The following is a 12955-nucleotide window of genomic DNA, read 5'->3' on the forward strand; positions in this document are numbered from 1 at the left end:
TAGTGATAGTAATTTTTTTAGGTCCTCCAGGAGCCGGAAAGGGAACACAAGGAAAAAAGATAGCTAAAAAAATTGATTTACCACATATAGCAATCGGTGATATATTTAGAACAATTATTAAAACATCAACTAGTGAAGCAGAGTTAATTAATAATTATGTTAAGCAAGGGGAGCTTATCCCTAATGAAATAGTTAATCAAGTAATTAAAAATTTTTTATTATCCTCTGAATATAAAAACGGCTATATATTAGATGGATATCCACGTAATTTAGAGCAAGCAAAATTCTTTGAATCATTTATTAAAGAAAAAATTAAAATAATATATTTTGATGTTTCAGATGAATTATTAATTAAAAGAGTTTTAGGAAGATATAGTTGTAAAAATTGCGGTAAAATATATAATAGTTACTTCTTGCAGCCTAAAACTGATAATGTATGCGACGTTTGCGGTTCAAGTACATTTGACTATAGAAAAGACGATAATGAAGAAGTAATAAAAAAAAGAATTGAAGTATATAAAACAGAAACATATCCATTAATAGATTATTATAAAAATAGTGGTAATTTTTATATAGTTGATGGAAGTAAAAATGAACAAGAAATAGAAATTGATATACAGAAAATACTAAAAATAAATTGACTTTATCAAAGATTTTTATATTATTTTCTAGTTACCAGTAAAATTTTGGAGATTATTTGTGGCAAGAATTGCAAGTGTTAATATTCCCGATAATAAACGCTTAGTTGTGAGTTTAACTTACATTTACGGTCTTGGACCTGCTATGGCAGCAGAGATCTGTAATAAAGCAAAAATATCGAAAGATAAAAAAGTTAAAGAACTTACGGATCAAGAGTTAATAAGCTTACGTAATATTATTGAAAGTGAGTATAAAGTTGAGGGTGATTTAAGACGAGAAGTTACGCTTAATATTAAGAAGAAAAAAGATATAAGATGTTATCAAGGGCTTAGACATATACGTAAGTTGCCGGTGAGAGGACAGAACACGCATTCTAATGCTCGAACTAGAAAAGGTAAAGCTATTGCGATAGCCGGAAAGAAAAAAGCTGTAAAATAATAGTTTAAGTATAGAGTATAAATAATGAATCAGACGGTTAAAGTTAAGAAAAAGAAAAAAACTATCACTCTAGGTGTTGTGCATATCCGAGCATCATTTAATAATACTATAGTAACATTTACTGATATCCAAGGTAATACTATTTCTTCTGCATCGGCAGGAGGTAATGGGTTTAAAGGGGCAAGAAAAGCAACACCTTATGCAGCTCAAGTAACAATTGATAGAGCATCGGAAAAAGCAAAAGAATATGGTCTAAAAACTATTTCTATTAGGATTGGAGGGCCGGGAGCTCAGCGTGAATCAGCAATGAGAGCTTTATTCGGGCAAAATTTTGTGGTTACATCAATTTTAGATGTATCGTCAATTGCTCATAATGGAGTGAGACCGCCAAAAAGAAGAAGAGTATAAGAGAATCATAGGTATTAAATGTTATCGTTAAGTAAAAATTGGAATACTTTAATAAAGCCGAATAAAGTAGCTTATGAAAATTTTCCGGAAACCAATAATAAAGCTAAAATTGTAGTTGAACCTTTAGAAAGAGGTTTTGGTTTAACACTCGGTAATGCTATGAGAAGAGTATTACTTTCTTCTTTACAAGGAGCAGCTATCACTTCTATAAAGATCCCTGCTATAGAACACGAATTTTCTTCTATACCCGGTGTAAAAGAAGATGTATCGGAAGTGATTTTAAACATTAAAGGTATTGAAGTAAAAATGCATGTTGCGGAAAAACGTATCATGAAATTAAAAGCAACAGGACCTTGTGTTATAACGGCTGGTATGATTGAAACAGGTCATGATGTAGAAATACTGAATCCGGATCATGTAATTTGTAATCTAGCTAAGAACAAGCAGCTCGAAATGGAATTAACTTGTAAGGTTGGTAAAGGATATGTACTTAGCACAAATAGCTATGAGGATAATTTACCTATTGGTGAAATAGCTATAGATGCTTTATTTAACCCGGTAAAGAGTGTTACTTATAAAGTAGAAAATACTAGGGTAGGTCAGGTTACCGACTATGATAAATTAATTATGTTTGTAGAAACTAACGGTGATTTATTACCTGAAATGGCTGTAGGTTTAGCTGCACGTATTCTACAAGAGCAATTACAATTATTTATTTCTTTTGAAGAACAGGAAGAAGATAAGCAAGTTAAAACTGATGCTTTACCGTTTTCACCTTATTTACTTAAGAGAGTTGATGAATTGGAATTATCAGTTAGATCGGCAAATTGTTTGAAAAATGATAATATAATATATATAGGGGATCTAGTAAAAAGAACGGAATCCGATATGCTGAGAACCCCAAATTTCGGTAGAAAATCTTTAAATGAGATTAAAGAAATATTGGCAAAATTTAATTTAAGATTCGGTATGGATGTACCGGATTGGCCACCGGAAAATATTCAAGAATTATCTAATCGTTATGAAGATTCTTATAATTAAGGACTAATAAAAATGCGACATAAAATTAAAGGTAGAAAGTTAAATGTAACAAGTAGTCATAGGCAAGCAATGCTCGCTAATATGGCTGTAGCACTTGTAACCCATGAACAAATTAAAACTACTTTACCAAAAGCTAAGGAATTAAGACCTTACATTGAAACTCTAATTACTAAAGCTAAAAAAGCTGATTTAACGGTAAGAAGAAGCGTTTTATCAAAAATAAAAGATAAAAAAGCAGTAGAAAAGCTTATAAATATTTTAGGTACTAGATATAAAGATAGACCTGGCGGTTACACTAGAATAATAAAAGCCGGATTCCGTTATGGTGATTTAGCACCGATAGCATATATTGAATTTGTAGATAGAGATATTAATGCTAAAGGAAATATATAGCAAGATGCTAATGAAGAAATTAAAAATTAAAATATAAGGGACTCGGTAATGGCTAATCATTCTTCAGCAAAAAAAGCTGCCAGACAAACAGTAAAAAGAACTCTAATCAATAAAAAAAGATCTAGTGCAATAAAAACTTTTATAAAGAAAGTTGCACATGAAATCAGTCTTGGTAATAAAGAAAATGCTAACTTAGCTTTATCTGTTGCTCAGTCTAAGATAATGCAAGGTGTGAAAAAAAATATAATTAAATTAAATACCGCCTCAAGAAAAATCAGCAGGTTATCAAAACAAATAAAAAGTTTGAACGAAAGTAAATAACACTTTATAGGTAATTTAAAAGCAAGAGCTAATAAAATTTTGCTATAAATTACTTATATATACTTCTTATTAATTATAAATAATGTTATTTTACTAATTAATAAAAAATATGGGCGATTAGCTCAGCTGGTAGAGTATCTCGTTTACACCGAGAGTGTCGGCGGTTCGAGTCCGTCATCGCCCACCAATCGAAAGTTTTTAGTATTTCAACGAAAACATCACGCAATTCATGAGCCTTAAACTCAAGCTTTTCAGTCTTAAATGTTACAATAGTTAAACCTATCAAGAAAAACAGTATCTTTGTGAAATGGCATTTCTAACTAAGTATATATTAGTTAATAGTTTAATGCCATTGCAAGAAAATTACGGAGTAATTGCTAAGACAATCCAGTTAAAAATACTAAAATTATTAGTATTTTTAATTGTTTTTATGGACCCCGTGATCAAGCCTATAGTACCGGACAGTTTTTGAAAAGACCTCGATGTCATCCCCGCGAAAGCGGGGATCCAGAATAAAAAATCTTAATTTTAAAGATTTTTTATTATATCGTTTTTTTCAAATAAAGCTTTAAAAAAGCTTTATTTGACTGGACTCCCGCCTACGCGGGAATGACATAGAATAGAAATTGTCCGGTACTATGGGTCAAGCCACGGGGTGACACAGTGGGTTTTACCGGTCCACGCAACAATGCCACGAGGGAATGACATGGAACGAAAAATGTCCAGTATTATAGTCTTGACCATGGGATCCAAAACTTTTTAAGGTTTTCTGGATATCCGGAACAAGTTCCAGTATGACAGTTTATATCTTTTTTATCTCACTTTAGTGGTAGTTAAATATTTCATTATAATATTACATTACTTGGCTATCTTTTTTGAAACCTGCGGTCAAGCGAGCTAGGATGATATGGGTGGAATCGATCCACGTAATAATGCTATATCGTGGTCAACAAGCTATGATATGACACTGAATAAATTTCCTGATTCATACGAGTTTTTAGAATCTTTTATATATAGCATAATTCATAAAGCTTGATACAAGAGAATTTTGTACTATCGCCTTTGCTTACATATTAATATATGTCTAGCTCGCTCGCCTTTAAATTTATCTTGTCCGGAACCTTTCTAAATTTTACTGTAATTCTTTTCCGCATTATTTATTACTTTTGCCGTTATTTTTACTAGCTTTTCAAAAAAAATAGCAAAGTATAAATTGCGAGAGGAAGTAGAAGTTAAAGCAGTTAATAAAGTAAAATTATAGTTGCTAAAATACAAAATAACCAAAAGTTGCTAATATATTTAAAGTTAAAAAATTATTTGTTATTGCAATTTTTTAATTTTTGCTTTAATTGTAATCAACTATTATTAACAAAAATAAAAAATAACTTTTATGAAAGATATAAGCTCTTGGAAAGAAAAGTTTGAAGTTTGCGTTTATGCTAAAAAATTACTTGATAAACTCGAAGATTTAAACACTAAAGTAAAAAATCCTGTTGATATAGAGGAGGTTAAAAAAGGCATTTACTACGCTCGTAAATATCACGGTTCTCAAATGCGTCAATCAGGTGATCCTTATTATTCTCATCCGATTGAGGTGACGATTATGCTTGCGGAGTTTGTAGCTGAAGAAGTTCCTAAGCTTTTTACGACCATAATGCTACAAGCTGCTTTACTTCATGATACTATTGAGGATACAGAATTAACTGAAGAAATGATTAACGACATTTTTGGAGCAGAGGTAGCTGTCAACACCGGTCGAAAAATGATACAGATATTTAATAAGCATCGGCTGAAAAATGATACAGTATCATAAAAAAAATTATCTGATATTTAAGTCATAAAATTATCCTCCTGTTTATTAATAATTTCTATTGGCACAAGACCAGTCTTCTTTTTATCCTTAAGCCTGAAACTATCACCTTTAATATTGAGTATAGTGGAGTGATGAAGCAGACGATCTAAGATAGCAGCTGTAAGAGCACTATCCTGAGCAAGACTATTATGCCATTGTCCAAATGGCAGATTACTTGTAAGAATTATGCTACCCTTTTCGTAACGCTTTGCTATAACTTGAAATAACAGATTAGCTTGTTCCGGTTTTAACGGCAGATACCCAAACTCATCTATTATAAGTAATTTATATGGTAGTATAACTCTTTTGAATATGGAGTCCAGGTTTCCCTGGTTTAGCCCAGCATTAAGTATAAGCATCAAATCTGCAGCTGTTGTAAATTTAGTTTTGATTCCGCATTGTGTTGCTGCATAACCAAGGGCAATAGCTATATGGGTTTTTCCTACTCCAGAAGGACCAAGCAGAATAATATTTTCTTGTCTTTCTACAAAAGACAGAGACCTTAAACCTTCCAAAACCTTGTGTTTTATTCCTGTAGCAAAATCATAATCAAAATCATCCAGCGTTTTGATAGCAGGGAAGCCTGCCATTTTGGTGAGTATTGATTTACTCCTGTGCTGTCGTGCCAATAGCTCTGTTTTTAATATTGACTCCAGGAAATCCGTATAACTTGAGTCTTCTTTACTAGAGGATTGTGCAATATCAAGATAATTTTCAGCTATCTGCATAAGGTTTAAAGAGTGGCACAGCTCTTCTATACGTTGGTGCTGCAGGTTCATAATGCCTCCAGTATACTTTGGTATATGCAGAGGGAATGTTGTAAGGAAACTGTAGAAAATCGTTCCCCTTTATCTCTCATAATCTCTAGTACTGTAGGATGACTACCGCTATAATCCAATGGTAGTGGTTGAAGATGATTCCTTTCAAGTTTTAATCTTTCTGCAGGTATTGCACCTGTTGTTCTATGTACACGCAGATTTGCAGTATCACGTAACCATTTTAGTACCTCCGAATTTGCAGTATCCACATCTAACACCAACTCTGAAGTTTTTAATTTTGTTACTAATGGATTATAAAAGCTTTCTCTTATATATCTGTTAAATCGCTCAACCTTGCCCTTAGTCTGTGCTCGATAAGGTCTACACACTTTTAATCGAAAACTATAATGTTTTGCAAAATCCAGCATGCCTTTATTAAAACGGTGTATCCCAAGGACCATATGTATCCCTATCCAGTATTACTGTCTTCATATTGTCATAAAGTACTTCTTCCGGTACTCCGCCAAAATAATCAAATGCTCGCTTATGGCATTCTATTAGTGTTATAAGTTTTTCATTGTTAACAAATTCTATATAGCTTGCTCGGCTAAATCCTAATGTAGCCACAAAAGCTGATAGAGGATCTTTCCCCTTACGAAATTCTATCCAATCCACTTGCATCTGTTTACCAGAAGCAGTCTCAAATCTTATTATATCCTCCTGTTTAGCTACTGGCTTGATACTTCTTAAATAATCCCTTAGTTGGGTTATCCCTCCTGTGTAACCTAACTCTTTTATCTCCTGAAACAGTACAGTACCAGGTAGAGATACAGGATGGGCTGATTTTATTCTTTCACTCAAGTAGTCTTTATATGGGGCAAGCTTTGTTACCAACTCCGACCTATCCTTATATTTAGGGCTACCATCATATTTTAAATATTTACGTACTGTATTTACTGATACTCCTACTTCTCTTGCTATACTTCTTAGGCTCTTACCATGTTTATTCAATATTTTTATTTCCATTATTTGCTCCAGTATTATCATTATTCATTACCTCCTTATCCAGAAGATATTACTTTAATACTGTATCAATTTTCATCCGTTGCTCTGTATCATTTTACTTCCGTTGCTAACATGATTCAGGCTACGCTTAAGCCGCGTTATGTCTTATCCCCTACCCTTAATTAGTCAAATATTAGCCTTATTCCAATCAGCATTTTTCACACAATAAACTCGTATTCAAGCAGCCCAAGTTAATACTGTTTCCCCTTTACTATCAACTTTGTTTAATTCAGTAATACTCATTTCAGCAATTAATCTTTGAGCTTCTTCTATGTTTTTTGTTCTTATTGCTTCTATTAGCCTATCATATTGAGTTTGAAACCACCATTTAAGCATAATCTACTCCTTATTAAATTCTATAAATTTTAATATTTTGTTAAAATTGAGCTATAGACAGAATCATAGTAAGGAGTTTTAAGAATGCAATAGAAATTTAACTAAAAGTGTGAATAAATGAGTTGAGATTGATTTAAAGGATTTATTAGTGTATAGAGGGTTAGAGGAAATAATAGAACGTTTTAATAAATGATAATAATTACTTTTTTCAAGAGATTTATGAAGATAATAAAATTCTGATAAAAACTAAATTAAATAAAGAGTTAATAAAATGTTAAACGCAAAGAATGTAAATAGTAATATCCCTTTAAAAGTAGCTTTATTTACTTCATTAGGGTCAGGTCTTGAATATTACGATTTTGTTATATATGGCATGATGGCTAAATATTTATCAGATATTTTCTTCTCTGTAAATGATAGTATAAGCAGTATGATTCAAACTTTTATAGTTTTTGCTGTAGGTTATTTGTTCAGACCGTTTGGAGGAACTATTATAGGAATGATAGCAGATACTTATGGGCGAAAAAAAACATTTGTTGTGGTTATGCTAACAATGGGTTTTTCAACAATGGGAATAGGCTTACTACCTACCTATAATCAAATAGGAATTATTGCCCCTATTGGATTATTAGTATGCCGTCTATGTCAAGGTATATCCTTAGGAGCTGAGTTACCTGGGGCTACTACCATTATTAGCGAGTATGCTCCTACCGGTAAATTAGGTAGTGTAATGTTATCAAGTATTAGTATAGGTGCACTTATGGCTACAGCTATGGTAGCCACGTTAAATAAACTCTATAGTTATCAAGAAATTATTGAAGGGGCATGGCGAATACCTTTTATATGCGGGGGGATATTAGCTATAATTTCCTACTATATTCGTAAGAATATTAGTGAAACTCCTGAATTTTTACAAGAAAAGAATAGAGAACAAACTGACACTAATTTATTAATACCATTGAAATTATTACTATCACAAAACTTAGTTAATATAGCTATAGGATTAGGGCTAGTATTTTTTCATGCTAACCTAGTTATTATAAATTTATATTTTCCTGTTTATCTCAATAAATATTTTAATTATGAATTAGTTGATATTTATAGTAGTATGACAATTAGTATGATCACCTCTTTTATATTTACCATTATTTTTGGTTGGTTGTCAGATTATGTTTCAAAGCTAAAAATTTTATTATGTTCTTTAATACTTTTTAGCATATTTTTATTTGTATCATTTGCTTTACTTAATAAGGGAACTTTTTGGTCATTACAAATATTTTTTATAATATATCAATTATTTATTTCTCTCTTCTTTACCAGCTATATGCCTATATTATCACGCTTATTTGCTACTAAAATGCGTTACACTGCTATAGCATTAATTTATAATAGTGCTTATTCCGTAGCAAGCTTTATTCCGGTTATAGCTTCTTATTTATTAGAACAATATAATTCTCCTTTAATTTTAGGTATTTTCTTTATAATAAGTATAGCTCTTTCACTTATTTCCGTTATCACAATACAAAATAAAAAAATAAATTATTATTAAATATGCTATAGAAGAATTGTGATTCTAAATTGAATATTATACATTATATAGTGAATTAACTTGAGTTAGGAATAATTTCTACATCATTAGAACATTTACCTTAGAAATCAACCGGTTTTTTATTGTGTTTCTGCTGATTTATATGAAGTTATGATAGAAATGATTGATGATATTGAGTTAGGTAGAATTATAGAGGAACGTAAAAATGATAAAAAATACCGGTAAATATTAATACCTTTTTAGAAAGTGCTAAAAAGGAATGGAAAAAATTAGTACCGCTGCTTCTCCCAACCACACTAGATAGTTGGTAATCTTTATGAGAGTCGGATTTTAAGAAAAGTAGAAAATATAGAAATTGAAACAACTAGGAACGCCTAGCTGAATTTAATAACTCCTTATATAGTTTTTGATAAACTTTATTTTTAGGTGCGAGTTCTATAGCTTTATTGATATATTCTATAGCTAAATCAGGCTTTTTAAGTTTATTTAAAGCTATAGCGTTATAATAATATGCATACGGGTAATCTGGATCTAGTTTTATGGATTTATCCAAATTTTCTATTCCTTCTTCATACTGCTGCAATTTAATTAAAGCTAAACCCTTATTATAATATGCTGCATCGTCATCAGTAACTATTGCTAAAGCTTGATTAGAACAATCTATAGCTTTAGGATATTTCTTTAATTTACAAAAAATATCAGCTTTATTTATATAAGCTGACGAATATGAAGGGTTTAATAAAATTACTTTATCATAATTCTCTAATGCTTCTTCATATCTTTTTAAATTATCTAATGTATACGCTTTGTCATAATAATGAACGTAATTAGCCGGATCAAGTTCAATTACTTTATTATATGACTCTAATGCAGCTTCGTAGTTTTTAATATTATATAAGCAATCCCCTTTAGTAGAGTAGGTAGAAACTTTTAGGTCTAGTGCTTTAATTCCAAGTTCTATTGCCTTATCATAATTTATTATTGCTGTTTTGTATCTTTTAAGATTGTAAGAAGCTAGAGCAATTTCATAATAGGTATATGCTTCGGCTTTACCTAGTTCAATAACTTTATTGAAATAATTTATAGCATTTTTATATTTAGCGAGTCTATTATATACCCAGCCTTTAGCGTAAGGTTTCCAATAATTTGGATCAATTCTTATTGTTTTATCGAAAGCTTTGATAGCCTCTTCATATCTCATTAATTTTGCTAAAGCCTCACCTTTAGCATAGATAGCATTCCTATTTTTTGGGTCGATTCTTATTGCTTTATCAAAAACTTTGATAGCCTCTTCATATCTCATTAATTCGTTCAAAACCTGTCCCTTAGCAGAAAGAGTTCTTTCATCCTTAGAATCAATTTTCAACGCTTCATTAAAAACTTCAATTGCTTCTTCATATCGTTCTAATTTTTTTAAACTTAAGGCTTTAAAATAATAAGTATAATTATCATATTGAGGATAACTAAGAGCGTGATTATACGCCTCAATTGCCTTTTTATATTCTTTTAATCTATATAGTGCCTGACCTTTATAGTAATAAGATGAAATATCCGGCTCAAACTTAATAGCTTTATTAAACTCCTTAACTGCTTCTTTATATCTTTTTAATTCATATAAACATCGACCTTTCAAATAATATAATTCAGCTTCAGTTGGCATAAGATTAATAGCCATATTGAAAGCTTCAATTGCTTCCTCATATTTTTTATTGAGGCGTAACATTGATCCTTTATTAAAATAACCGTAAGGTTCTAGAGAATCAATCTCAATAATTTTATCACAACATTCTATTGCCTCATCATATTTATAAAGCTCTGATAATATCCAGCCTTTTTTATGATAAAATTCAATCTCATTTGGATTAATTTCAATTGCTTTATTAATATCAATAAGTGCTTTTTCTTTTTCACCTATATCAATTAAAGCCTTAGCTCTATCAAAATATAGTTCAGAATAATTGGGATTTATTTCCAAAGCTTTATTATACATATGGACCATTTCATCAAATTTACCCAATTTTTCTAAAGATATTGCTTTATTAGCGTAAGCTTTAATATCAGTAGGATCAAGTTCAATAGCTTTATCCAAAACACTAAGTGCTTTTCTATATTTTCCCCAATTATTTAGAGTCCATCCTTTATTAATAAAAGTTAGAACATCCAGCGAGTCAAGCTTTAAGGCTTGATCATAACTCTTTATTGCTTCCTCATAGAGACCTAAAATACTTAAAACTATACCTCTATTATCATAATAACCTGATATTTTGGGATTGATTTTTATAGCTGTATCTAAAACTTCTAAAGCTTCTTCAATTCTACAAAGTTGCTTTAAAGCAAAAGCTTTATTACTATAAGCTGAGCTTAAAAATGGGTCTTGATTTAAAACTTTATCAAAATACTTTATCGCCGTTTCATACTTTTCTTCCTCAAGACATAATAAGGCTTTGTCAAAGTTTTTATCTAGTTTGTTGTTAGAATTAGACATTAAAAATTACTTTTATGAAAAAACTTTTAAGTGTTTTACCTAATTTAAATAAGTATATATAATGAAAAAAATTATATAATGTTAATTATAAAGTCAATAATTTGCTTAGAATTGGTATAATTAATATATCTGTTTAAATAAAATATCGATAGCATTCCCAAGTACCGCACCTTTAATGCCGCCGCCAAAGCCCCCAAGCATAAGCCCGAAAGCTCCGCCGACTACAGGCAGTACTGTAACTAAGCCAAACATTTTATATTATTTCAATTTATAATTACCACTAATAAGTATTGACAAAGTATTTACATGTTATAAAATAACAGTATCTAAAATATGGTAAATATTATGAGCATCAAACTAGATCCTTACGAACAAGATATTGAAGATAATTTTGAGAAGCAGCAAAAAATTGATGATCCGGCTCTCATTGCATTACTTCAAAAAGCTGCAAAAGCACATCTTAATAACAAGCGATCTATTACTATTAGGGTTGCAGAACATGATATTGAAGCAATAAAAATCAAAGCTTCTAAGCATGGCTTGCCTTATCAAACTTATCTTAACATGCTAATTCATTCAGACGCTACTAAACTCTAAAATACCATGACCAAATTTAGATATAATCATGAGAAGAATGCTAAATTATTACTTGAGCGAAATATAGGCTTTGACGAGATAATTCAGTCAATTAATGACGGTAATTTGTTAGGAGCTAAATTACATCATGATCAAGAGAAATATAAGGGGCAGCAAATTCTTTATGTTAAAATAATTGATCAAGTATATGCAGTGCCATTTGTAGAAGAAGAAGACAATACTATTTTTCTTAAAACTTTATACCCTAGTAGAAAAGCAAAAAAGGAATTTTTAGGTAATAATACACAATAGTTGGTTTCTAATTCATAGCTAACTTATCAATACCCGGTACATCAAGGCTCACCACGAAAATTTATAATATTATTAAACTTCACTATGCAAGTGCGGCTAGCTTTATCGCAGCCGGCAATTATAGTAAACTCATCGCCTGTACTAATCACAAAAGGCATCGGTAAAACTAAAGTGACTAATCTATTGCTAAAACTTTTTACTTCCATCTTTAAATCTATATTTTTGCTGCTTTGCCATAAAAACGTAACCATATGTAAGCTCACTGTTAATTTCGGTGGCGGTGCTATTATGCTCGCTATTTTTTGTAATATCCTCTTCACCGCTATAATTACTGAGTTCTAACAAAGCTGCATGTATTTCTTTCTCAAGTAAATTAGATACTGCCACAAAATCATTATCAAGAGCTATTATTTGTCTTGCTAGATTATTTGGAATTCCTAGCATCCTTGCTCTAAAAGCAAGTAACAGATTCAACCAAGTAAGTTCTACTTCCGATATTGCTAAATACTTACCCTCTAATATGGCTACTTCAAGCTCTGCTTTATCTGCCTGAGCTTTCAATAACCGAAGCTTTTGAGTATGTAGATTATTGTTGTTTTTACTGGAATTTTGTTGCTGTAAATACTTTTCATAAGCTCTAATACATCCCGCTAAATCATAATTGCCGGCTACCGGTTTTGGCAATATATCATTTTTTACTAACTGCTGAATCCTGCTAGTAGTTAAACTTAAGGCTTTGGCTATGTCGGGTAGTTTGTGATTGGCAATGTTCACGATTTAAA

At 30.9% G+C, this 12955-nt stretch carries 15 protein-coding genes, 1 tRNA gene and 2 pseudogenes; 11 read left to right on the forward strand and 7 right to left on the reverse strand.

Annotated elements, in window-relative coordinates; genetic code table 11:
• Nucleotides 1-2 precede the first annotated feature (2 nt).
• From RF_RS01615 to RF_RS01650, 8 genes and pseudogenes are all read left to right on the forward strand, one after another.
• Entirely contained in the window at nucleotides 3-641 is a 639-nt protein-coding gene (locus tag RF_RS01615) for an adenylate kinase (RefSeq protein ID WP_011270648.1), read from the forward strand.
• A 58-nt stretch (nucleotides 642-699) separates the two neighbouring features.
• The gene (rpsM, locus tag RF_RS01620) at nucleotides 700-1077 is read left to right on the forward strand and encodes a 30S ribosomal protein S13 (protein WP_011270649.1); all 378 of its coding nucleotides are present in this window, start codon (nucleotides 700-702) and stop codon (nucleotides 1075-1077) included.
• A 24-nt stretch (nucleotides 1078-1101) separates the two neighbouring features.
• Nucleotides 1102-1485: a 30S ribosomal protein S11 gene (rpsK, locus tag RF_RS01625; RefSeq protein ID WP_008580920.1), complete on the forward strand. Its 384-nt coding sequence runs from the start codon at nucleotides 1102-1104 to the stop codon at nucleotides 1483-1485.
• An 18-nt stretch (nucleotides 1486-1503) separates the two neighbouring features.
• The gene (locus tag RF_RS01630) at nucleotides 1504-2526 is read left to right on the forward strand and encodes a DNA-directed RNA polymerase subunit alpha (protein ID WP_011270650.1); all 1023 of its coding nucleotides are present in this window, start codon (nucleotides 1504-1506) and stop codon (nucleotides 2524-2526) included.
• 12 nt (nucleotides 2527-2538) lie between these two features.
• Nucleotides 2539-2919 carry a 50S ribosomal protein L17 gene (rplQ, locus tag RF_RS01635; protein ID WP_011270651.1) on the forward strand — a complete coding sequence of 127 codons (381 nt, stop codon included), beginning with the start codon at nucleotides 2539-2541 and terminating at the stop codon, nucleotides 2917-2919.
• Nucleotides 2920-2967: 48 nt separating this feature from the next.
• Nucleotides 2968-3240 (forward strand): 30S ribosomal protein S20, encoded by a 273-nt coding sequence (gene rpsT / locus RF_RS01640; protein ID WP_011270652.1) that lies wholly within the window; start codon nucleotides 2968-2970, stop codon nucleotides 3238-3240.
• Between the two features lie 111 nt (nucleotides 3241-3351).
• A tRNA-Val gene (locus RF_RS01645) sits at nucleotides 3352-3427 on the forward strand.
• A gap of 1203 nt (nucleotides 3428-4630) precedes the next feature.
• Nucleotides 4631-4984: pseudogene (locus RF_RS01650) on the forward strand (HD domain-containing protein); the annotation flags it as partial.
• An 86-nt stretch (nucleotides 4985-5070) separates the two neighbouring features.
• On the opposite strand, the gene istB reads toward RF_RS01650, so the two are convergent.
• The 3 genes and pseudogenes from istB to RF_RS10435 form a co-directional block, all read right to left on the reverse strand.
• Nucleotides 5071-5871 (reverse strand): IS21-like element helper ATPase IstB, encoded by an 801-nt coding sequence (gene istB / locus RF_RS01655; RefSeq protein ID WP_011270406.1) that lies wholly within the window; start codon nucleotides 5869-5871, stop codon nucleotides 5071-5073.
• Nucleotides 5868-6897: pseudogene (gene istA / locus RF_RS01660) on the reverse strand (IS21 family transposase). The gene istB and the pseudogene istA overlap by 4 nt, the downstream one beginning before the upstream one ends.
• Before the next feature lie 195 nt (nucleotides 6898-7092).
• Nucleotides 7093-7251 (reverse strand): hypothetical protein, encoded by a 159-nt coding sequence (locus RF_RS10435; RefSeq protein WP_156110739.1) that lies wholly within the window; start codon nucleotides 7249-7251, stop codon nucleotides 7093-7095.
• A gap of 271 nt (nucleotides 7252-7522) precedes the next feature.
• Between RF_RS10435 and RF_RS01665 the strand changes: the two genes are divergently transcribed.
• The gene (locus tag RF_RS01665; protein ID WP_011270654.1) at nucleotides 7523-8800 is read left to right on the forward strand and encodes an MFS transporter; all 1278 of its coding nucleotides are present in this window, start codon (nucleotides 7523-7525) and stop codon (nucleotides 8798-8800) included.
• 364 nt (nucleotides 8801-9164) lie between these two features.
• Here the strand turns inward: RF_RS01665 and RF_RS01670 are convergent, their stop codons facing one another.
• Together RF_RS01670 and RF_RS11185 are read right to left on the reverse strand one after the other, a co-directional pair.
• Nucleotides 9165-11285, reverse strand: coding sequence for a tetratricopeptide repeat protein (locus RF_RS01670; protein WP_011270655.1), 2121 nt, complete (start codon nucleotides 11283-11285; stop codon nucleotides 9165-9167).
• Nucleotides 11286-11405: 120 nt separating this feature from the next.
• Nucleotides 11406-11537, reverse strand: coding sequence for a hypothetical protein (locus RF_RS11185; protein WP_268747319.1), 132 nt, complete (start codon nucleotides 11535-11537; stop codon nucleotides 11406-11408).
• A 93-nt stretch (nucleotides 11538-11630) separates the two neighbouring features.
• Between RF_RS11185 and RF_RS01675 the strand changes: the two genes are divergently transcribed.
• Both RF_RS01675 and RF_RS01680 read left to right on the forward strand, forming a co-directional pair.
• Nucleotides 11631-11882 (forward strand): CopG family antitoxin, encoded by a 252-nt coding sequence (locus RF_RS01675; protein ID WP_039594861.1) that lies wholly within the window; start codon nucleotides 11631-11633, stop codon nucleotides 11880-11882.
• A 6-nt stretch (nucleotides 11883-11888) separates the two neighbouring features.
• The gene (locus tag RF_RS01680; RefSeq protein ID WP_011270657.1) at nucleotides 11889-12173 is read left to right on the forward strand and encodes a hypothetical protein; all 285 of its coding nucleotides are present in this window, start codon (nucleotides 11889-11891) and stop codon (nucleotides 12171-12173) included.
• 41 nt (nucleotides 12174-12214) lie between these two features.
• Here RF_RS01680 and RF_RS08580 read toward each other — a convergent pair whose 3' ends face one another.
• Both RF_RS08580 and RF_RS01685 read right to left on the reverse strand, forming a co-directional pair.
• A complete protein-coding gene (locus RF_RS08580) occupies nucleotides 12215-12379 on the reverse strand; it encodes a phage BR0599 family protein (protein ID WP_162180258.1) in 165 nt (54 codons plus the stop codon).
• Complete coding sequence (locus RF_RS01685) at nucleotides 12360-12947, reverse strand: hypothetical protein (RefSeq protein ID WP_039594826.1); 588 nt, start codon at nucleotides 12945-12947, stop codon at nucleotides 12360-12362. The genes RF_RS08580 and RF_RS01685 overlap by 20 nt, the downstream gene beginning before the upstream one ends.
• Between the last annotated feature and the right edge of the window lie 8 nt (nucleotides 12948-12955).

Origin of the sequence: Rickettsia felis URRWXCal2 (genome assembly GCA_000012145.1) — a bacterium.
GTDB classification, from domain to species: domain Bacteria; phylum Pseudomonadota; class Alphaproteobacteria; order Rickettsiales; family Rickettsiaceae; genus Rickettsia; species Rickettsia felis.